General features: G+C 71.4%; 16 protein-coding genes. 13 read left to right on the plus strand and 3 right to left on the minus strand.

Annotated elements, in window-relative coordinates; genetic code table 11:
* Positions 1 to 117: 117 nt before the first annotated feature.
* The 8 genes from MFF58_RS03255 to MFF58_RS03290 all read left to right on the plus strand — a co-directional run bounded on the left by MFF58_RS03255 (position 118) and on the right by MFF58_RS03290 (position 7,642).
* Complete coding sequence (locus tag MFF58_RS03255) at positions 118 to 579, plus strand: tellurite resistance TerB family protein (protein ID WP_238285277.1); 462 nt, start codon at positions 118 to 120, stop codon at positions 577 to 579.
* Between the two features lie 142 nt (positions 580 to 721).
* Positions 722 to 1,996, plus strand: coding sequence for a Zn-dependent hydrolase (locus tag MFF58_RS03260; RefSeq protein ID WP_373323264.1), 1,275 nt, complete (start codon positions 722 to 724; stop codon positions 1,994 to 1,996).
* Positions 1,997 to 2,329: 333 nt separating this feature from the next.
* A complete protein-coding gene (locus tag MFF58_RS03265) occupies positions 2,330 to 3,613 on the plus strand; it encodes a beta-ketoacyl-ACP synthase (protein WP_238285278.1) in 1,284 nt (427 codons plus the stop codon).
* Positions 3,610 to 4,377, plus strand: a complete 768-nt coding sequence (locus tag MFF58_RS03270; protein ID WP_238285279.1) for an SDR family NAD(P)-dependent oxidoreductase — start codon at positions 3,610 to 3,612, stop codon at positions 4,375 to 4,377. Before MFF58_RS03265 ends, MFF58_RS03270 begins: the two co-directional genes overlap by 4 nt.
* A gap of 5 nt (positions 4,378 to 4,382) precedes the next feature.
* Positions 4,383 to 4,694: an SH3 domain-containing protein gene (locus MFF58_RS03275; protein WP_238285280.1), complete on the plus strand. Its 312-nt coding sequence runs from the start codon at positions 4,383 to 4,385 to the stop codon at positions 4,692 to 4,694.
* A gap of 11 nt (positions 4,695 to 4,705) precedes the next feature.
* Positions 4,706 to 5,728: a zinc-binding dehydrogenase gene (locus MFF58_RS03280; RefSeq protein ID WP_238285282.1), complete on the plus strand. Its 1,023-nt coding sequence runs from the start codon at positions 4,706 to 4,708 to the stop codon at positions 5,726 to 5,728.
* Between the two features lie 122 nt (positions 5,729 to 5,850).
* Positions 5,851 to 6,867 carry a lipid A biosynthesis lauroyl acyltransferase gene (locus tag MFF58_RS03285; RefSeq protein WP_238285286.1) on the plus strand — a complete coding sequence of 339 codons (1,017 nt, stop codon included), beginning with the start codon at positions 5,851 to 5,853 and terminating at the stop codon, positions 6,865 to 6,867.
* Positions 6,868 to 6,874: 7 nt separating this feature from the next.
* Positions 6,875 to 7,642 (plus strand): DUF1223 domain-containing protein, encoded by a 768-nt coding sequence (locus MFF58_RS03290; RefSeq protein ID WP_238285287.1) that lies wholly within the window; start codon positions 6,875 to 6,877, stop codon positions 7,640 to 7,642.
* A gap of 24 nt (positions 7,643 to 7,666) precedes the next feature.
* Here the strand turns inward: MFF58_RS03290 and MFF58_RS03295 are convergent, their stop codons facing one another.
* Complete coding sequence (locus MFF58_RS03295; RefSeq protein WP_238285288.1) at positions 7,667 to 7,888, minus strand: hypothetical protein; 222 nt, start codon at positions 7,886 to 7,888, stop codon at positions 7,667 to 7,669.
* A gap of 253 nt (positions 7,889 to 8,141) precedes the next feature.
* Here MFF58_RS03295 and MFF58_RS03300 point away from each other — a divergent pair, with 253 nt between their 5' ends.
* From MFF58_RS03300 to MFF58_RS03315, 4 genes are all read left to right on the plus strand, one after another.
* The gene (locus tag MFF58_RS03300; protein WP_238285292.1) at positions 8,142 to 8,870 is read left to right on the plus strand and encodes a DUF1194 domain-containing protein; all 729 of its coding nucleotides are present in this window, start codon (positions 8,142 to 8,144) and stop codon (positions 8,868 to 8,870) included.
* A gap of 35 nt (positions 8,871 to 8,905) precedes the next feature.
* Positions 8,906 to 10,420 (plus strand): M81 family metallopeptidase, encoded by a 1,515-nt coding sequence (locus tag MFF58_RS03305; protein WP_238285293.1) that lies wholly within the window; start codon positions 8,906 to 8,908, stop codon positions 10,418 to 10,420.
* A gap of 126 nt (positions 10,421 to 10,546) precedes the next feature.
* Positions 10,547 to 11,617: a malate/lactate/ureidoglycolate dehydrogenase gene (locus MFF58_RS03310; RefSeq protein ID WP_238285294.1), complete on the plus strand. Its 1,071-nt coding sequence runs from the start codon at positions 10,547 to 10,549 to the stop codon at positions 11,615 to 11,617.
* An 86-nt stretch (positions 11,618 to 11,703) separates the two neighbouring features.
* Positions 11,704 to 13,227: a UxaA family hydrolase gene (locus MFF58_RS03315; RefSeq protein WP_238285295.1), complete on the plus strand. Its 1,524-nt coding sequence runs from the start codon at positions 11,704 to 11,706 to the stop codon at positions 13,225 to 13,227.
* A gap of 111 nt (positions 13,228 to 13,338) precedes the next feature.
* Here the strand turns inward: MFF58_RS03315 and MFF58_RS03320 are convergent, their stop codons facing one another.
* Positions 13,339 to 14,385, minus strand: coding sequence for a saccharopine dehydrogenase family protein (locus MFF58_RS03320; RefSeq protein WP_238285297.1), 1,047 nt, complete (start codon positions 14,383 to 14,385; stop codon positions 13,339 to 13,341).
* 287 nt (positions 14,386 to 14,672) lie between these two features.
* Between MFF58_RS03320 and putA the strand changes: the two genes are divergently transcribed.
* Positions 14,673 to 18,347, plus strand: a complete 3,675-nt coding sequence (putA, locus tag MFF58_RS03325; RefSeq protein WP_238285299.1) for a trifunctional transcriptional regulator/proline dehydrogenase/L-glutamate gamma-semialdehyde dehydrogenase — start codon at positions 14,673 to 14,675, stop codon at positions 18,345 to 18,347.
* A 15-nt stretch (positions 18,348 to 18,362) separates the two neighbouring features.
* Here putA and MFF58_RS03330 read toward each other — a convergent pair whose 3' ends face one another.
* Complete coding sequence (locus MFF58_RS03330) at positions 18,363 to 19,955, minus strand: ABC transporter substrate-binding protein (RefSeq protein ID WP_238285300.1); 1,593 nt, start codon at positions 19,953 to 19,955, stop codon at positions 18,363 to 18,365.
* Between the last annotated feature and the right edge of the window lie 108 nt (positions 19,956 to 20,063).

The following is a 20,063-nucleotide window of genomic DNA, read 5'->3' on the forward strand; positions in this document are numbered from 1 at the left end:
GGCCGCGCGCCGGATCGCCCCCCGCTTGCGCCCGCCCCGTATGCGCCCGCCCCGCTTCCCTCGACGCGCCCGTCTGCTATCCCTCACGCATCCCACCGCCAGTCTCGATCCCTCGGCATGAGCCTCCTGCGCGATCTCTTCGGCCATGTCGGCCGCACCGTGACGGCCTACGCGGGCGACAAGGCGCTCATGCTGGCGGCCGTCTCGGCCGCGTCCAACGTGATCGTGGCCGACGGCGAGGTCGCCGGCCAGGAATTCGACGTGGCCCTGCAGGGGCTGCGCGCCGATCCGGTGCTGATGAAGGGCTACGATGCCCTGATGCTGGAGACGGAGCTGTACGCGGGCATCGCCCGCGCGCGCACCCGCCTGGGCCGGGCCGAGAACCTGCGCCACGTTGCGGCGGTCGCGACGCGGCCGGCGCATCAGCGCGAGAACGTCTTCCTGATCGCCGCGGATGTCGCGGACCAGGACGGGATCAGCAACATCGAGGCCAGCGCGCTCGGCGCGATCGCCGCGGCGCTGGGGGTGGATGGCGTCGGGCTGCTGCGCGCCAATCCGATCCGGCGCCTCCTGGAGTGACGAACCGGGGACGGACCGGCGTCGCGAGCCCGTCGGCATCAACGTTGCTATCGGCGGTCTTACTGCCGACGGTGTTCTTCAACCCGCGGTATCCAGCGACCGCCCAACCGTCCCACGGCGTCGCGCCGTCAAAGGAACCGGCATGGCCGAGATGAACCTGAGCAAGACCCACAACCTGCGCTCCGACGGCTCGCGGCTGTGGTCCACCATCGTGGAGACCGCCGCCTTCGGTGGCACGCCCGCCGGTGGCATCAACCGGCTGACGCTCTCGCCCGAAGATGGGCACGTGCGCGACTGGTTCCGGGACGCCTGCGCGGCGGCGGGGCTCACGGTGACGGTCGACGCGCTCGGCACCCAATACGCCCTGCGGCCCGGCCGTGACATGAGCCGCAAGCCGATCGCGTTCGGCTCGCACCTCGACACGCAGCCGACCGGGGGCAAGTTCGACGGTGTCCTCGGCGTGCTGGCCGGGCTGGAGGTGATCCGCAGCCTGAACGACGCGGGCATCGAGACCGAAGCGCCACTTCTGGTCGTCAACTGGACCAACGAGGAAGGCTCGCGCTTCGCCCCCGCCATGATGGCGTCGGCCGCCTATGCCGGGGACTTCACCACCGACGATATTCTGGCCAAGCGCGATGCCGCCGGCATCACCGTGGCGGACGCCCTCGACGCGATCGGCTACCGCGGCAGCGAGCCCGTGGGCGCGCAGGCTATCGGGGCCTTCGTCGAACTGCACATCGAGCAGGGACCGGTCTTGGAAGCCGAGGGCAAGACGATCGGCGTGGTCGAGGGCGGCCAGGGCATCATGTGGTTCGACGGCGTCATAACGGGCTTCGAGAGCCATGCCGGCACGACACCCATGCCGCGCCGCCGCGACGCGCTGCTGGCCCTGTCGGAATTCGCCCTGGCCGCCGAGACGATCGCCCTCGCGCACGCGCCCTCCGCGGTCGCCACGATCGGCGAAGCCGCGATCCTCGCGCCGTCACGCAACGTCGTGCCGGGGCGGGTCGCCTTCACCCTCGACGTGCGCGACCCGCGAGCCACCACCCTCGACGCTATGGAGTCGGCTCTCCGGGACGCCGCCGCCGACATTTCCGGCCGGCGCCGCCTGGAGATCGCGCTCACGCGGATCTGGCGCAAGGAACCGGTGCCGTTCGATCCCGCCATCGTGGCGGCGATCGATGCGGCGGCCGAGAGCCTCGGGCACAGCCGGCGTCGGATCATCTCGGGTGCCGGCCACGATGCCTGCAATCTTGCCGCGAAGGTGCCGGCAGCCATGATCTTCGTGCCCTGCAAGGACGGCATCAGCCACAACGAGTCGGAATCGGCCACGCAGGCCGACTGCGCAGCCGGCGCCGACGTGCTGCTGCAGACGGTCCTGCGCCTCGCCAACGCGCCCGCGCCGACCGAAGCGTAGCCGTCGCGGACGCGTCGGACTCGCGAGCCGGCTGAGGGAGGGACCGCAAGCCGTCTCCGTCGAGCGGAGCCGTATCTTTGGCGATGCGGCGCGCGCTTCGAGCCGCGCCGCCGTTACGGATGGTCTTCGGCAAGCCTCGAATCCGGCTCCGCTTTCCGGGCCGGGGCCTGGCGGTGCGGAACGGATCAGGTCACGGAACTTGCGCGACGCCCCCCCCCGCACGGAACGGATACGAATGCTGCCTCGTCGTGACGCCGGATCGCTTGCGGAACGCGTGGTCCGCGCATGGCCCCGGAGGTGTACGGCGCTACAAAATCCCTTATGGACCGCTCCATGAGCGCGCGATCCTATCGCGATGCCAAAGGCCGGCCCCTCGTGGTGGTGACCGGCCTCGGCATCGTTTCCTCCCTCGGGCAGGGACAGGCCGAGACCTGGGCGGCTATGATCGCGGGCCGCTCCGGCATCCACGTCATCGATCGGTTCTCCACGGACGGACTGCGCACGCGCATTGCCGGGACGGTGGATTTCCTCGACACCGAGCCGACGATCGCGCCGCTCCTGTCGGAGCGCTTTGCCACCGTGGCCGCCGAGGAGGCCGTCGCGCAGGCCAGGATCGGCGCCGTCGGGGATTTCCCGGGCGCGCTGTTCATCGCGGTCCCCCCCGTCGAGATGGAATGGCCGCAGCGGCAGGCCCTGGCCGAGGCCGCGGGCGGCGACGGGCCGGTCGATTATGCCGGACTGCTCCGGGCGGCGGGGACGCGCCGGTTCGATTCGTGGCACGACCTCTTCATCTTCGGCACCGTCGCGGATCGGATCGCCGATCGCTTCGGCACCAAGGGCTCTCCGATCTCGCTCTCGACGGCCTGCTCGTCCGGGGCCACCGCGATCCAGCTGGGTGTCGAGGCGATCCGACGCGGAGAGACCGCGGCGGCGTTGTGCATCGGCACCGACGGATCGGTGAATCCGGAATCGCTGATCCGCTTCTCGCTGCTCTCGGCGCTCTCAACCCGCAACGACGACCCGGCGGCGGCGTCGAAGCCGTTCTCGAAGGACCGGGACGGCTTCGTCATGGGCGAGGGGGCAGCTGCCCTGGTCCTGGAAGATGCCGGCGCCGCCGCCGCCCGAGGGGCGACGATCCTCGGATACGTCCTCGGATGCGGCGAGAAGGGTGACGGCTTCCACCGCACCCGATCCAGCCCGGACGGGGCGCCGATCATCGCGGCGATCCGGTCGAGCCTGGAGGATGCGGGCCTCCAAGCCGGCGCCATCGATAGCGTCAACGCCCATGGCACCTCGACGCCGGAGAACGACAAGATGGAGGCCCTCGGCCTGGCCGCCGTGTTCGGCGACCGCACGACCGCCCTGCCGGTGACGTCCAACAAGTCCATGATCGGCCATACCCTGACAGCCGCCGGCGCCATCGAGGCGGCGGTGTCGCTGCTGACCATCCGTCACGGCCGCATCCCCCCGACCATCAACCATCGGGTGCCGGACCCGACGATCGCCCTCGACGTGGTGGAGACCGCCCGCGACCTTCCGGTGCGGACGGTCCTGTCGAACTCCTTCGGCTTCGGCGGCCAGAACACCTGCCTGGTCCTCGGCGCGGAGCCCGCGTGAGCGCCGGTTCGTCGCCCCGCCGCATCCTCGTCACGGGGGGCGCCACCGGAATCGGTGCGGCGATCGTCCGCACCCTCGTGGCCGCCGGATACGATGTCGACTTCACCTACCGGGCGTCGGCCGAGGCCGCGCAGTCACTGCTGGTGGACCTGCGCGCGGCGCATCCGGAGCGCACCCTCGCGGCCCATCCGATCGACCTCGCCGACAAGGTAGCCCTGGACGGGTTCTGCGAGGTCGCGGAGGCGGCTGGCTATTACGGCCTCATCCATAACGCGGGACAACCCTGCGACGCCCTGGCGGCCATGCTCGACCAAGAGCGGGCCGAGGCGGCCATGCAGGTCAACTTCTTCTCGCTGACCCGTCTCGCCAAGGCGCTGGTGCGCGAGATGGTCCGGACGCGCACCGGCCGGATCGTGGCGATCGGGTCGGTCGCGGCCCTGCGGGGCAATGCCGGCAATGCCGCCTACGCGGCGACGAAGGGCGCGCTGATCGCCTATTGCCGGACGCTCGCGGTGGAATCGGCCAAGCGCGGCGTGACCGTCAACGTGATCGCGCCCGGCTTCGTCGACACCGCCATGATGGCGCGTTACGCCGGTCACCGGGACGGCATGGAGCGGCAGATTCCCGCCGGCCGGTTTGCCCGCCCCGAGGACGTCGCCGCGCTCACCGCCTTCCTGATGGGCGAGGGGGCCTCCTACATTACCGGAACCGTACTGCCCGTGGACGGCGGCCTGACCGCCATGATGGGCGTGCACCGGACCTGACGGCGATGCCCTCGAACCGGACGATCCCGCCGATGCGCGCCAGCCTCGCCCTTTCCGCCGTCTGCCTCGCGGCGCTCCTCGTCCCGGAGCAGGTCCGGGCCGAGCCGGAGCGCTACCGGATCTCGGGCCTGCCGCCCGGCGAGCCTTTGAGCATCCGCGCGGAACCTGACCCCGCGGCCGAGCAGATCGGTGAGATCCGCTCCCGGGCCCTGGTGTTCGGATGCACCAACGACACGCCGAGCCGCACGACCTGGTGCCGGGTCAAGGCCGGCCGGGTCCTGGGCTGGGCGCGGCGACGGTACCTCGCACCGGATTGAGTGGAGCATCGATGCAAGCCCTCCAGCTGTTCGGCGACCGCGACCTGCGCCTCACGGAGATCGAGCCTCCGCCCGCACCCGGCCCCGGCGAGATCCGGATCCGCATCCGCGCCGTCGGCCTCAATTTCATCGACGTCTGGGGCTTCCGCGGCATGGCCTTCGCCAAGCGGAAGTTGCCCCTCATCGTGGGGGCGGAAGCCGCAGGCGTCGTCGAAACCTTGGGGGAAGGCGTTGCCGGCCTCGCCGTCGGTGATCCGGTCGTGCCTTACGGGGCGATGACCTGCGGTCGGTGCCGGGCCTGCCGCGAGGGTCGCGACAACCTCTGCGAGGACGTCTCGGGCGTAATGGGCTTTCACCTCGACGGCTTCGCCCGCGAACTCGTGACGCTGCCGGCGCGCCTCGTCGTCAGGGTGCCGGAGGGGGTCCACGCCACCGATGCGGCCTGCGCGGGCATCGCCTTCGGGACCGTCCAGCACATGCTGTTCGACAATGCCCGCCTGGAGCCCGGCGAGAGCGTGCTGGTCCATGCCGGCGGCTCCGGGATCGGCACCGCGGCGATCCGCATGGCCAAGGCGATCGGCTGCACCGTCTACGCCACCGTCGGCGACGACGAGAAAGGCCGCAAGGCCGCCGAACTCGGCGCCGACCACGTCATCAACTACCGCACCGAACGGTTCGAGGGCGAGGTGCGGCGGCTGACGAAGCGCAAGGGTGTCGACGTGGTCTTCGAGCATGTCGGCGCCGACACCTGGAACGGCTCCCTGCTGTGCCTCAAGCGCGGCGGTCGCCTCGTCACCTGCGGATCGACCTCCGGCGTCTCGGCGACCATGAACCTGATGCAGCTGTTCCAGCAGCAATACCGCATCACCGGCTCCTTCGGTTGCTCCCTCGCCAATATCGGCCAATCCCTCGACAAGATGGCCGCCGGCATTCGGCCCGTGGTCGATACCGTCTACCCGCTGGCCGATTTCGCAGAGGGACTGGAGCGCCTCGAGTCGCGCCGCGTCTTCGGCAAGATCCTGGTCAGCCTGTAGGCGGCCGGCGCTTCGGACGGGACCCGTTTTGCGGCGCACATTTCGCGCCGCGGGAAACATGGCTTAAGCTTCGCCTTGCGGGTGCATCGGGGGGGCCGCCCGTACTGACCCGGGAAACGATTGTGCTGCGTCTCGCCCTCCTCCTGAAACGGTCGTACCCACGCCTTGCGGGGTTCGCCATGATCCCGCTGATCCGGGCGCTGGTCTGGCTCGCGCGTGCCCTGGGTCCGGCGCGGTCCACGGCACTCGGCGCCGCGATCCTGCGCGCGATCGGGCCGCTCCTGCCCGCGCACCGCACCGCGCTGGCAAATCTGCGGGCCGCCTTCCCCGACATGCCGGAGGCGGAGCGGCGGAAGATCGCCCTCGAAGCCTGGGACAATCTCGGGCGGACGGGCGCCGAATACGCCCATCTCGACAGCCTGTTCGACTACGATCCCGAAGCCACCGGGCCGTTGCGGACGGACATTTCCGGCATCGAGCACTTCGTCGCCCTGCGCGACGACGGCCAGCCGGGGCTGATCTTCTCGGCCCATCTGGCGAACTGGGAGCTTCCGGCGATCTGCGCGGCCCGCTTCGGGTTGGACGCGACGGCCGTGTTCCGGCCGCCGAACAACCCGGCGGCCGCACGCCTCCTGCAGGAGGTCCGCCGACGGTCCATGGGCGGCCTCGCGGCGTCGAAGCCGGGCGCCGTCTTCGCCATGCGCGACGTGGTGGAGAACGGCGGCCACCTCGGCCAGTTGATCGACCAGCACTTCACCCGCGGCGTCGTGGTGGAGTTCCTCGGTCGCCCCTGCTTGGCCAACCCGCTCCTCGCCAAGCTCGCCCGGCACTACGAATGTCCCGTTCACGGGGTCCGCGTCGTGCGCCTGCCGGAAGGCCGTTTCCGGCTCGACCTGACGCCGCCGCTCGATCTGCCGCGGACCGCCGATGGGACCATCGACGTGACCGGCGCCATGCAGGCCATGACGACCGTCGTCGAGGGCTGGGTGCGCGAGAACCCGGGCCAGTGGCTCTGGATGCATCGCCGGTGGCGCCCGGACATGCTGCCCAAGCCCCGGTCGCCGTCCGCGGGATCTCAACCCGTGGTGGAAAGCTCTCAAGCCAACGTGATTTCACAGACGGCGTCCCAGACGCTCTGATGGCGCGATGACGCCCCGGCACCACGCCCGATTCCGGGAACGCCGCGCGCTCTGCGCAGCCTTGCTGCTCTGGAGCTTCCTGACCGGTTCGGCGGCACGGGCCGAACCGGTTCGCGCCGTCGTGGAATTGTTCACCAGCCAGGGATGCGGCGCCTGCCGCACCGCCGAGCCGGTGCTGCGGGAGCTCGCCCGGCAGCCCGGAGTGATCGCCCTGACCCTGCCGGTGACCTACTGGGATTATCTCGGCTGGAAGGACACCCTGGCGTCGCGCCCGCTCACCGACCGTCAGCGCGCCTACGCGCGCGGCCGCGGTGCCCGCCAGGTCTTCACCCCGCAGATCGTGGTCGACGGCAGCGGCTTCGCGGTGGGGTCGGACAAGTCCGCCCTCGATCGCCTCCTCCGAGAGGCTGCGCAGCACGGCGGCCTGCCGGTTCCCGTGCGCAGCGAACGGCGGGGCGACCGGATCCTGGTCGAGATCGGGGCGATGCCGGAGGCCCGGGGCGATCTGCGCGGCGACGTCTGGCTGATCCCGATCCTGCGCAGCCGGTCGATCGCGATCCAGGCCGGTGAGAATGGCGGACGGACGGCGACCTACGTCAACGTGGTGCGCGGCATGCAGCGCCTGGGGACCTGGACCGGACAGGCCCTGCGCTTCGACGTGCCCGGGATCCAGACGGAGACCGGCGATGCGGATAGCTGGGTCGTGCTGCTCCAGGGCACGGCTGACGGCCGGCCCGGGCGCATCTTCGGAGCGGCCAAGGGACCGGGACTCTAGCGTCCGGTTTCCCGGCCATTCGGGCTACGTGAGGGTGATCGGGTCGATCGGCCGGCGGCCCTCCGTCTCGCGGCGCGCGTTCGATTCGCGGGCCAGCTCCGCCAGCCGCGCGTCCAGGCGCTCGGACGCACGGCCGACGAGCGCGATGGCCGCGTCGATCGCGCCGCTGACCAACGCGGCGCCGCCAACGACGCCTGTGACGACGGCACGCTCGACGGCACGTCCGACTCGATGAACAATCCGCATGGGTTGGGGCTCGTGAAGAAGCGGCGCTCGCTGCGCCATCGGCCGGGCAGTTAGGGCCGCTCCGCCGCGGCTGGATGGGGCTGAAAGCGGCACCGTCCTGAGCGCCTCGCGTGGAACCTTCCGAAATCCAGGGGCGCGAGGCCGATCGGCCGGATGCACGCGCCGCCTGCGGGCCGAACTTCAGGGAGCGCCGGCTCGTTGCATCCTCGGCCGTCCCGCGTCCCGCGGGGACGAACCTCAGCGAGGGCCGGTCATGCGGCGGCGCCATCTCCTGTCCGGGCTCGTCTCCGGGATGCTCGCCGCCCTGTCGCCGACCGGCCGGCGTGCGCGGGCCGCCGATCCGACCGTCGACGTCCTGCTGGTTCTCGCGGCCGACGTGTCCCTGAGCATCACCGAGGCCCGCTTCGATCTCGAACGCCGGGGCTACGCCGAGGCGTTCAGCGATCCGCGCGTCCTGCGTGCCATCGCGGAAGGTCCGCAGGGGCGCATCGGCGTCGCGCTGTTCGATTGGGCCAGTCCCGGGGAGCAGCGGATCGCGGTCGACTGGATGGTCATCGCCAACGGGGTGGACGCGGGCGTGTTCGCGGCCAGACTGGCCGCCGCACCGCGTCCGTTCTACGGCCGCACGGCCATCGGTTCGGCCATCGGCTTCGCCACGGCCCTGCTGGCGCGGGCGCCGTTCCAGGGGGATCGCCGGGTCATCGACATCTCCGGTGACGGCACCGGCAACGCGGGCGGTCCGATCGCTGCGGCCCGCGAGGCCGCGGTGGCGGCGGGCGCCACGATCAACGGCATCGTCATCCTCACCGATCCCGAGGGTATGCCGGGCTTCCTGAGAGACCACACCAACCCGGCAGGGGGACTGGCAGCGTACTACCGGACCGTGGTGATCGGCGGGGCGGGTGCCTTCGTGATGAGTGCGGCGAGCTTCGAGGCCTTCGGACGTGCCCTGATCGCCAAGCTGGTGCGCGAGATCTCCTGATTGCCCGTTCGAGAATCCAGAGGAGGGTTCCGCCGATGCGCCTTGCCGTGCTCCAGTTCACGCACGAGACCGTGACGTTCCTGCCCAACGACACGACCCGCGAGGACTTCACCTATCCGGGCTCGCCGGCCTCCGGGCCGGATCTCCTCGCGACCGACCCGAAGGGCTATATGGGCGGATTCGTGCAGGTGGCGGGCGAGCATCGGGGCGTCGAGCTCGTGGGCATTGCGTCTCCGCTCTGGCCGCGCACCGGCACCGCCTCGGGCTGGATCACCGCGGACGCCTACGCACACTTCGTCCACGCCATGCTGGCGGAGTTGCGGGAGCAGGGGCCCGTCGACGGCGTCTACATGGCGCTTCACGGCGCGATGGCCGTGCGCGGCGTGCCCCGCCCGGAGGCCGACCTCGCCCGGCAGGTCCGCGAAGCCGTCGGCCAGCAGGCGGTGATCGCCGCGACCTTCGACCTCCACGGCAACGAGGATGCCGCCTTCCTCGATCACGCCGACATGTCCTTCGCGGTGAAGTACTTCCCTCACTACGACGGCCATCTTCAGGGACAGCGAGCCGCCCGCATGCTGATCCGGGCCGTGCGCGGCGACTACCGGCCGGCGCATCGGACTCTCAAGGTCCCGATCCTCTCACCCACCGTCGCGCAATGGACCGGCGCACCGCCGTGGTCCGACCTCGTTCAGCGGGCGCTCGTGTGGGAGGCCCGCGAGCCGGACCTGTTCGTCAACGTCTTCTTCGGTTTCCCATGGGGTGACGCACCGGACGGCGGCATGACCGTCCAGACGACGACGAATGGCGATCCGGGCCTCGCCGCCCGGGCGGCGCAGGACATCGCCGCCTTCGCGTGGCGCAACCGCAAGGCCTTGGTGGCCGCGGCCGAGATCCACACCATCGCGGACGGGGTGCGGCTGGCCCGGGAGGCGGTCGCCGATGGCGCGACCCCGATCGTCCTGGCCGATCACAGCGACCGGTCCGGGCAGGCCACGTGGCTGCTGCGCGAAATCCTGGCGCAAGGGCTCGGTCGCTGCCTCGTGGCGACCATCGCGTCGGCGGAGACGATCGCGGCCCTCGTCGCCCGCGGCGCCGGACCCGACGACCCCTTCGACGCGGCGGTCGGGGGCGGCGCCGACCCGTCCGCCGGGGACGCCATCCGGGTCACCGGCACCGTGCTGCGCGTGGTCGCGGCGCCGGCCCCCGGCGTGGCGGGAAGCGGCGGCAGCGGTGGCCACTGGGTCAGCGTCCGGCTGGCGGCGGGTAACGTTCTGGTGCTCAGCCCGCAGCTCGCCCAGGTGGTCGAGCCCGCCGAGTTGTGGGGTCTCGGCCTCGACCCGGCCGATTACGACGTGGTGGCGATCAAGTCGCGGGTGCATTTCCGCCGCGGCTTCGACGACAGCGGCTACGCGCGCACCATCCTGCTGGTCGAACCGCCGGAGCCGTTCCTGGGCACCACGCGGCTCGATCGATTGCCGTACGCCCATATGCGGGCCGCCGACTTCTACCCCTACGGGAACCCGCCGGCTCCGGACGGATCCGTCGCGTGATCGCCGGACCGGCCCAGAGACGACAGCTTCCGCCGGGCGTCACCCCCGGTCCTCGCGCACCGACGCCCGGGGCGCTAGGCTTGGGTCGCACGCGCCCGGCGAGGCGCGGCCCAGGGAGGATGCGGAATGCGGATCTCAGCCGACCGGCTGTCCGACTATGTGCGGGATATCTTCATGCGGGAGGGGTGCGACGAGGCGGAGGCCGAGCGGATCGGCCGTTTCCTCGTGGCCGCCAACCTCACCGGTCACGATAGTCACGGGGTCGTCCGGGTCACCCGCTACGTGGAGTGGCTGCGTACCGGCGAGGTCGAGGCGGGACGCACGCCCGAAATCGTCACCGATGCGCCGTCCTTCGCGCTCCTCGACGCGCAGTACGGCTTCGGACAGACCGCCGGCCCCTTCGCGACGGATCTCGGCATCGCCAAGGCGAAAGAGAACGGCGTGGCCGTCGTGGCGCTCCGGCATGCCGGGCATCTCGGCCGCATCGGCGAATGGGCCGAACGTGCGGCGGCAGCCGGCCTCGTTTCGGTTCACTTCGTCAACGTGGCGGGCAGTCTGCTCGTGGCACCGTTCGGCTCCGTCGAGCGCCGCTTCTCCACCGCGCCGTTCGCCGCCGGTTTCCCGGTGCCCGGCGCGGAGCCGATCATCCTCGACTTCGCGACCTCGGCGGTGGCCGAGGGCAAGGTGCTGGTGGCGTCCCGGGGCGGCAAGCCCCTGCCGGAGGGTGCGTTGATCGAGCCCGATGGCCGGCTCAGCGCGGATCCGGCGACCCTGTTCGGCCCGCTCGAGGGCGTGGAACGCGACAATCAGCGCGGTACGGGCGCGATCCGGGCCTTCGGCGAGCACAAGGGCTCGGGTCTCGCGCTGATGTGCGAGCTTCTGGCCGGTGCACTCACCGGCTCCGGCACGGCCGGCCCCGGCCAGCGGCGAATCTGCAACGGCATGCTGTCGGTCTACGTGCGGCCGGAGGCCCTCGGCACCGAGGACGTCCTGGCGGCGGAGGCGCGGACCTACCTCGAGTTCTTCAAGGGTGCCCGGCCGATGCCGGGCGCCGAGGTTCTGCTGCCCGGCGAGCCGGAGCGCCGCATGCGGGCGGAGCGCCTCGCCGAGGGCGTACCGCTGCCCGAGCCCGTGTGGGAGACGCTGCTGGCAGCGGGCCGGCCGCACGGGCTCGATGGCGACAGCTACCGCACCTGAGCGGAGGCCGCCCGGTTCCAAGCCCCGGCGCCGTCATCGTTCGGATCGCGAGCGGCACCGCGCTCACGGATCGCAAGGAGAACTCGATGTCTAGCTACCCCGTCATCGCCCTGCGGCCCGAAGACGGCGTCGTCGTGGCCCGCGGCGCCATCGAGCCCGGCACGCCGGTGAGGGCCGGCGTGATGGCGGCCGAGCGGATCCCGGCCGGCCACAAGGTCGCGGTGCGTCCGCACCGCAGCGGCGAGCCGGTGACCAAGTACGGCCAGATCATCGGCTTCGCCAAGCACGATATCGGCGCCGGGCAGCACGTCCACGTCCACAATCTCGCCATGGGCGAATTCGCGCGCGACTACGCCTTCGGGATCGACGCGCGGCCGACCCGACTCGTCACGCCGGCAGCGACGTTTCAGGGCATTCGCCGTCCCGACGGGCGGGTCGCGACGCGCAACTACGTCGGCATCCTCACATCGGTGAATTGCAGCGCGCACGTCGCCGACCTGATCGCCGACGCGTTCCGGCGCCATCCGATTCTTGGTCTCGACCCGCTCGCCGCCTATCCGAACGTCGACGGCGTGGTGGCGCTGACCCACAAGACGGGTTGCGGCATGGCCATGGGTGAGCCCCTCCGGCTGCTGCGCCGGACGCTCGCGGGCTACGCCCGACACGTGAACTTCTCGCACATCGTCATGATCGGGCTCGGCTGCGAGGTGAACCAGATCGGCGCCTTCCTGCAGGAGCAGGGGCTGGCGGACCGGATCCGGAGCATGAACATCCAGAGCCTCGGCGGGACGCGCAAGACCGTGGAGGCCGGGATCGAGTTCGTGAAGGGCATCCTGGACGAGGCCAATGTCGTCCATCGGGAACCGGTGCCCGCGAGCGAGCTGATCGTCGCCCTGCAGTGCGGCGGCTCCGACGGCTACTCGGGCGTTTCGGCCAACCCGGCGCTGGGGATCGCCAGCGACCTCGTCGTGCAGAACGGCGGTACCGTCATCCTGTCGGAGACCACCGAGACCTACGGCGCCGAGCACCTGTTCACCCGCCGGGCCGTGAGTCCGGCTGTCGGCCAGAAGCTCGTCGACCTGATGCACTGGTGGGAGGAGTACACCCGGAAGGAAGGCTCCGAGATCGACGCCAACCCGTCGCCGGGCAACAAGGCCGGCGGCCTGACCACGATCCTGGAGAAGTCGCTCGGCGCCATGGCAAAGGCCGGCAGCACCAACCTCGTGGACGTGCTGCGCTACGCCGATCCCGTCACCGCCAAGGGCTTCGTCTTCATGGACACGCCCGGCTACGATCCGGTCTCGGCGACCGGGCAGGTGGCCGGCGGCGCGAACCTCGTCTGCTTCACCACGGGCCGCGGCAGCGTGTTCGGCTGCAAGCCGACCCCGTCGATCAAGATCGCCACCAACTCGGCGATGTATCGACGGCTTGATGAGGACATGGATATCAATTGCGGCACGATCCTCGACGGCGAGGAGACTGTCGAGGAGGCCGGACGGCGGATCTTCGCGCGGATTCTGCAGGTCGCGGGCGGGGAGCGGACGAAGAGCGAGCAGTTCGATTTCGGCTCCTCGGAATTCGCCCCCTGGCAGATCGGCGCCACCGTGTGATCGGCCCGCGGCGCCCTTCCCCGCGCGTGCTCCGTCTCCGGGGCGCGGGCGGCGGGCTCGAATGCCAGCCTCGGCCGCGCGGCGCCGGGATTACGACAGCGGACGCACCCCTCACAGATCCGTCCGCGCCACGTGCGGGAAGCCCAGGATGAAGTCCGGGCCGAAGGCGGTGACCGGAGTGTGGAAGCCCGGGACCACGTCCCCCGCGGCGACGCGCCGGGCGGTCTCGAGGGCCGTCCAGACCGTCAGCGTGTAACCCTCGGCAGTCACCATGCGGCTCGCCACCCGGCGGCCGGCGCCGTCCCAGGCTTCCGCCAGGAAGGTGCTGCGCGCCCTCTCTCGCGCGGCCGCGGACGGGCCGGCGGGCAGCCGGTCGATGCCCCGGTTGATCAGGCGCTGGGCGGTTCCGCCGGCGATGATCCTTCGGAGGCCGGCCGGCAGGCCTGCGGCGGCCGCCATGGCGGGGAAGGCCTCGAAGTAGACCTCGATGTTGGGGACGCGCGTCGAGTACCACGCGCTCGACACGTCCCCCCAGCCGAGGCCCACGGTGCGTCGCGGGCCGGTGCCGAAATCGGCGGTCGCGCGGGGCGGACTCGGCAATTCGACGATGCGTCCGTCCCGGCGCACCCGCGTGCCCCAGGCGATGCCCTCCACCATGGTGCGCGCCGTACCGCGGCTGAATCCGCCGAATCCCCCGATGGAGATGCGCAGGTGCGTCGCGCCGGGCAGCCGCCCGGCGACGTGGGCGGCGAGGCAGTCGCTCGGCACCACGTCGAAGCCGGCCGCGGGCAGGAGGACGATGCCGGCCGCCTTCGCCGCCGCATCCTGCCTCGCCAGGGCCTCCAGCACGGAGATCTCGCCGGTGATGTCGACGTAATGCACGCCCGCGGCCAGGCAGGCGTCCGCCATCGGCCGCGCCGTCTTCGAGAAGGGGCCGGCCGCGTGGATCACCACCGCCACCCCGGTGAACGCGGCGCGCAGGCCTGCGCCATCGTCGAGCCGCGCGACCCGCATCTCCAGGCCGAGCCGGGCCGCGAGGGGCCGCAGCGTGTCCGGATCGCGCCCGGCCAGGATTGGGGTCAGGCCCTGTCCGACGGCATGAGCGGCCAGAAGCTGCCCGGTATAGCCGGTGGCGCCGTAGATCAGGATCGCGGTCATCCGGGGGTTCTGGCACCGGTGGCGCGGGTGTCAACGCGTGCCGCGCGAGGCTTCGGCCGCCCGGGTATCGGGCGTGGACGCGTCGAAGCCCTATCGGGCGCCGGCCGTCCGGGCTCGCGCCGATCCGGCGGTGATCCCGGCGGCCAGACCGCGCCGGGTGGAAACGCGCGCCGCTGCGAGGGTGGTTCCGGAACGGCTGCGGCAGCCGGCCGAATCGCCGTCACCGACAGCGTATCCTGCAGCCGAGACGGCGGGCTGAACGTTGTCCCGTTTTGGGGGAGCGATCCATGCATGCATCCCGCGCCCGCGACGATGCGACCGATCCGTTCGCTGCCTTCTCGGCCGCGCTGACCGACCTGCCGCCCCTGCGTGCCGCCGTCGTCGCGGCCTGCCGCCGCGCCGAGCCGGACTGCGTCGCTGCGCTCCTCGACCTCGCGCGGCTGACCACCGCGGGCGCGGAGCGCGTCGCCGGCCACGCGCGGCAACTCATCGAGACTCTGCGGCGACGCCGGCCGCGCGGCGGCGTCGAGGGCGTGATCCACGAATACACCCTCTCAAGCCAGGAGGGCGTGGCGCTGATGTGCCTCGCCGAGGCGCTGCTGCGCATCCCCGACGCCGCGACGCGGGACGCGCTGATCCGCGACAAGATCGCGGGTGGCGATTGGCGCGCCCATCTCGGTCACAGCCCGTCCCCCTTCGTCAACGCGGCGACCTGGGGCCTGGTCGTCACCGGCAGGCTGACGGCGACCCGGGACGAGGCTGGATTGTCGGCCGCGCTCACCCGGCTGATCGCCCGCGGCGGCGAGCCGGTGATCCGCGGCGGCGTCGATCTCGCCATGCGGATGATGGGCGAGCAGTTCGTGGCGGGGCGGACGATCGCGGAGGCCCTGCGACACGCCGCACGGCTGGAGGCCAAGGGCTTCACCTACTCGTACGACATGCTCGGCGAGGCGGCGGTGACCGCGGCGGATGCCGAGCGCTACCGGCGCGCCTACGCGGATGCGATCCGGGCGATCGGGGTGGCTTCGGCCGGGCGCGGCGCACTCCGCGGACCCGGAATCTCGATCAAGCTGTCGGCGCTCCATCCCCGCTACGCCCGGTCGCAACGCGCCCGCATCCTGGCGGAACTTCCTCCTCGGGTGCGGGACCTCGCCGCCCCGGCGAGGCGCTCCGGCATCGGCCTCAACATCGACGCCGAGGAAGCCGATCGGCTCGACCTGTCGCTCGACATCCTGGAGATGCTCGCGTTCGACCCGGACTTGGCCGGCTGGGACGGCCTCGGCTTCGTCGTGCAGGCGTACGGAAAGCGTTGCCCCTTCGTGATCGACGTGCTGATCGACCTCGCCCGGCGCAGCCGTCGCCGGCTGATGGTGCGCTTGGTCAAGGGTGCCTACTGGGACAGCGAGATCAAGCGCGCGCAGGTGGATGGGCTGGCGGATTTCCCGGTCTTCACCCGCAAGGTGCACACCGACCTGTCGTACCTCGCCTGCGCCCGCAAGCTCCTCGCGGCCCCCGACGCCGTGTTCCCGCAATTCGCCACGCACAACGCCCAGACGCTCGCCAGCATCGTGGAGATGGCAGGCCCCGATTTCCGGCCCGGCCAGTACGAGTTCCAATGCCTCCACGGGATGGGCGAGCCGCTCTACGAGGCCGTGGTCTCCGGTGAGACGATGGGGCGGCCGTGCCGCATCTACGCGCCGGTGGGCACGCACGAGACCCTCCTCGCCTACCTCGTTCGGCGGTTGCTGGAGAACGGGGCCAACAGCTCCTTCGTGAACCGCGTCGCCGACGAGGCCGTCGCGGTCGAGGCGCTGATCGCCGATCCCGTCGCCCGCGTGGAGGCGTCCGAGCATCCGGGTGCCCCGCACGAGCGGATCGCACCGCCGCGCGCGCTGTACGGGACTGCGCGCGCCAACGCGGCCGGCCTCGACCTCGCCGACGAGGCGGCACTCGCCCGCTTGGCGGAGGGGCTGGCGGTGAGCGGGCGGACCGTGTGGCGGTCCGTGCCGTCCGGGTGCGACGCGGGCTCTGCCGGCACCCCTGTCCGCAACCCGGCCGATCATCGGGATCTGGTGGGGCTCTGGCGATCGTCGGCGTCGGCCGAGATTGAGCGGGCCCTGGCGCTGGCCGCCGGCATGACCCCGGCCTGGGCTGCAACTCCGCCGGTCCGGCGGGCCTCCGGCCTGCGCCGCGCCGCCGACGCCTTCGAGGCGCGGATGCCGGTGCTGATCGGGCTGATCGTCCGCGAGGCCGGGAAGTCCTACGCCGCCGCGGTCGCCGAGATCCGCGAGGCCGTCGACTTCCTGCGCTACTACGCCGCCGAAGCCGAACGGACGCTCGACGGCGGCCCCGATCCGGTTGGGCCCGTCGCCTGCATCTCCCCCTGGAACTTCCCGCTGGCGATCTTCGTCGGACAGGTCGCAGCCGCCCTGGTCGCAGGCAACCCGGTCGTGGCCAAGCCGGCCGAGGAAACGCCCCTCGTCGCCGCCGAGGCGGTCCGCATCCTCCATGCGGCGGGCGTCCCGGCGGACGTCCTCCATCTCCTGCCTGGACCCGGTTCGGTCGGACGCGCCCTGGTCGACGACGCGCGCGTCCAGGCCGTGATGTTCACCGGCTCCACGGCGGTGGCCAAGGGGATCCAGCGCCAGCTGGCCGAGCGCCTGAACCGCCACGCCGAACCCATCCCCCTCATCGCGGAGACCGGCGGACAGAACGCCATGATCGTCGACTCCTCGGCGCTGCCCGAACAGGTGGTGGCCGATGTGATCGCCTCGGCGTTCGATTCCGCCGGCCAGCGCTGCTCGGCCCTGCGCATCCTGTGCCTGCAGGATGAGATCGCCGATCGGACCCTGACGATGCTGAAAGGCGCCCTGAGCGAACTCGAATGCGGCGATCCGCGCCGGCTCTCCGTGGATGTCGGGCCCATCATCACAGCCGAGGCGGCCGATCGGATCACCCGTCACATCGCAGCGATGCGCGCCCGCGGTTTTGCCGTTCACGAGCTGAGCCTGTCATCGAGGAACGGAGGCGGCACGTTCGTGAGGCCGACCCTCATCGAGATCGACCGCGTCGCCGACGTCGAGGCGGAAGTGTTCGGCCCGGTGCTGCACGTCCTGCGCTACGATCGCGCCGACTTGGACCGGATCCTGGCGGAGATCGACGATACCGGCTTCGGGCTGACCTTCGGGTTGCATAGCCGGATCGACGAGACGATCGCCCGGGTCCTCGCTCGCGTTCGGGCCGGCAACCGATACGTGAATCGCAACGTGATCGGCGCGGTGGTCGGGGTCCAGCCGTTCGGCGGATCCGGCCTGTCGGGCACGGGGCCGAAGGCCGGCGGGCCCCTCTACCTCTCGCGGCTCGTCCGGCGACCGCCGGTTGGGGCTTGCGGCGCGCTGGCGGCGGACGGTGCAGCGATCCGCCCGTACCTGGATTGGTTGCAGGCGACCGGGCGCAGCCGTGTTGCCGAACATCTCGCGGCGGTCTCATATCCCGGCTTCGCGGTGACCACCCTGCGGGGCCCGGTCGGGGAGCGTAACGCCTACGCGTTGCGGCCCCGCGGCCGCGTCGTGGCCATCGCCAGCACCGAGACCGGGCTGCTCCTGCAACTCGGAGCGATTATCGGCAGCGGCAACCGCGCTTTGGTCGTCGCGCCGGACCGGAGCTGGCCCATCCTCCGGGACATCCCCGACGCGCTCGGGACCCTCGTCGATCGGACTGCGACGCTCGGCGATGTCTCCGACGTGAACGCGGTCCTGTACGAGGGCGACGCGGCCGGCCTGATGGCCGTGAACCGGCTGGTCGCGGCCCGTCCCGGCGCGATCCTGCCGGTACAGGGCCGCACGCCGGAGGCGCTGGCTGGCGGCGACTGCTACGCCGCGATAGGCCTCGTCGAGGAGGTCTCGACCACGATCAACACCGCCGCCGCCGGGGGCAATGCCAGCCTGATGAGCGTGGGCTGATCCGAGCGGGACCGATCACGCCGAACGGCGGAGATTCCAGAACAGCGGCAGGCCGGTCAGCATGCCGTCGAGGTCGCGTCGGTACGCCGTCGGCTGGAAATACTGGCCGCATGGGATGTAGGCGCCCACCTGCAGGGCGCGCGCCTGGATCTGCGCGGCCAAAGCCTTCTGGGACGCGAGGTCGGGCGCCGCGAACCACGCGGTGCGCAAATCCTCCAGCGGCGCATCGGTCAGCCAGCTCGGCACGCCGGCACGGCCGTTGCCGCGCGTCACCAGATGGTAGGCCGGGGAGAGGTGGTCGAGGCCGCCTGAGAAGATCCCGAACATCGACCAGCCGCCCTGGTCCAGCGGCTTCGGGCTGAGGATCCGCTGGTTGACCGTCCCCCAATCGGTGGCCACCACATCGATGTTCATCTCGAGCTTCCGGCAGAGATCGGCCATGACTTCGCAGATCGCGTTGATCCGCGGCACGTCGGTGCCCGAGAGCAGGACGACTCGCTCGCCCTTGTAGCCCGCCGCAGCCAGGGCCTGTTTGGCCGAGGAGAGGTCACGCGCGCCGGCGAACACACCCATGCCGGCCTCGGAGGCCATGGGTCCGCCTGGGGTGAAGACACCCGCCGGGCCCCGCCGGATGGCAGGATCGCTGCCGGCGACCGCTTCCATCATCTCGCCCTGATCGATGGCGGAGAGCAGCGCGTGGCTGATCGCCGGGTTGTCGAAGGGGGGCAGCGTGTGATTCAGGCGGATCTGCCCGATCAGTCCCGCGGTCTCCACCAGCTCGACGCGCACCGCCCGCTGCCCCATCAGATCGGGCACGAGGTCCACCAAGGGCTGCTCCCACCAGTCGATCTCGCCCGAGCGCAGGGCGCCCGCGGCCGTGGCGCCGTCCGGGATCGTGCGCCACTCCACGCGATCGAAATGCGCGATCCGCGGTCCCGCCGTGAAGCTCGCGGTGCCGCCCTCGCGTGGGCGGTAGGACTCGAACCGGCGGTAGACGTTCAGCGAGCCCGGTACTCGCTCGTCGGGGACGTAGCGGTACGGCCCGCTGCCCACGATCTCGGGCACCGCCTGCGTGGCCGGCGTCGCGCTCAGCCGCTCGGGCATGATCACCGGGATGTAGGAGGTCGGTTTTGCCAGCGCATCCGGCAGGAGCGGGAAGGGCTGTTTCAAACGGAATTCCACGACAGCGTCGGAAGGCGCGGACAACGCGTCCACGGTCGCGAACAGGGCACCGCCAAACGCGTCCCGTTGGGACCATCGACGGAGGCTCGCCACCACGTCGCGGGCGAGGACCGGCGTGCCGTCGTGGAAGCGCAGGCCGTCGCGGAGCGTCAGGCGCCAGGTGAGGCCGTCCGCGGTGACCTCGTGGCCGGCCACCATCTGCGGCTGCGCCCGGTACGCGGCGTCGAGGCTGTAGAGCGTGTCGAACACCATCAGCGCGTGCGTGCGCGTGACGTAGTTCGTGGTGATAATCGGGTCGAGCAGGGCCAAGTCGGCGTACGGCACGAAGCGCAGCGTCGTCGCGGAGGCAGCCCTGACCAGGGCGGGGCGCGCCAGGGTTCCAGCCACCAGGGCCCCGGCACCGCGCAGCAGGGTGCGTCGCTTCATCGGTCCATCCCAATCGCGTCTGCGAACTCCGTACCGTGCGGTACGGCTCGCAACGTCTGCAAGGGATAAGCCAGGATCGTGGGCCCTGCGACGGGGCCTTCACGTGGA

It is taken from the genome of Methylobacterium longum, from assembly GCF_022179385.1.
In the GTDB taxonomy this organism is placed as follows: domain Bacteria; phylum Pseudomonadota; class Alphaproteobacteria; order Rhizobiales; family Beijerinckiaceae; genus Methylobacterium; species Methylobacterium longum.

What these genes read in the sequence shown, in the direction of transcription:
- MFF58_RS03255 (WP_238285277.1), top strand. Translation starts at nt 118, where the DNA reads ATGAGCCTCCTGCGCGATCTCTTCGGCCATGTCGGCCGCACCGTGACG.
- MFF58_RS03260 (WP_373323264.1), top strand. Translation starts at nt 722, where the DNA reads ATGGCCGAGATGAACCTGAGCAAGACCCACAACCTGCGCTCCGACGGC.
- MFF58_RS03265 (WP_238285278.1), top strand. Translation starts at nt 2,330, where the DNA reads ATGAGCGCGCGATCCTATCGCGATGCCAAAGGCCGGCCCCTCGTGGTG.
- MFF58_RS03275 (WP_238285280.1), top strand. Translation starts at nt 4,383, where the DNA reads ATGCCCTCGAACCGGACGATCCCGCCGATGCGCGCCAGCCTCGCCCTT.
- MFF58_RS03280 (WP_238285282.1), top strand. Translation starts at nt 4,706, where the DNA reads ATGCAAGCCCTCCAGCTGTTCGGCGACCGCGACCTGCGCCTCACGGAG.
- MFF58_RS03290 (WP_238285287.1), top strand. Translation starts at nt 6,875, where the DNA reads ATGACGCCCCGGCACCACGCCCGATTCCGGGAACGCCGCGCGCTCTGC.
- MFF58_RS03295 (WP_238285288.1), bottom strand. Translation starts at nt 7,888, where the DNA reads ATGCGGATTGTTCATCGAGTCGGACGTGCCGTCGAGCGTGCCGTCGTC.
- MFF58_RS03300 (WP_238285292.1), top strand. Translation starts at nt 8,142, where the DNA reads ATGCGGCGGCGCCATCTCCTGTCCGGGCTCGTCTCCGGGATGCTCGCC.
- MFF58_RS03305 (WP_238285293.1), top strand. Translation starts at nt 8,906, where the DNA reads ATGCGCCTTGCCGTGCTCCAGTTCACGCACGAGACCGTGACGTTCCTG.
- MFF58_RS03310 (WP_238285294.1), top strand. Translation starts at nt 10,547, where the DNA reads ATGCGGATCTCAGCCGACCGGCTGTCCGACTATGTGCGGGATATCTTC.
- MFF58_RS03315 (WP_238285295.1), top strand. Translation starts at nt 11,704, where the DNA reads ATGTCTAGCTACCCCGTCATCGCCCTGCGGCCCGAAGACGGCGTCGTC.
- MFF58_RS03320 (WP_238285297.1), bottom strand. Translation starts at nt 14,385, where the DNA reads ATGACCGCGATCCTGATCTACGGCGCCACCGGCTATACCGGGCAGCTT.
- putA (WP_238285299.1), top strand. Translation starts at nt 14,673, where the DNA reads ATGCATGCATCCCGCGCCCGCGACGATGCGACCGATCCGTTCGCTGCC.
- MFF58_RS03330 (WP_238285300.1), bottom strand. Translation starts at nt 19,955, where the DNA reads ATGAAGCGACGCACCCTGCTGCGCGGTGCCGGGGCCCTGGTGGCTGGA.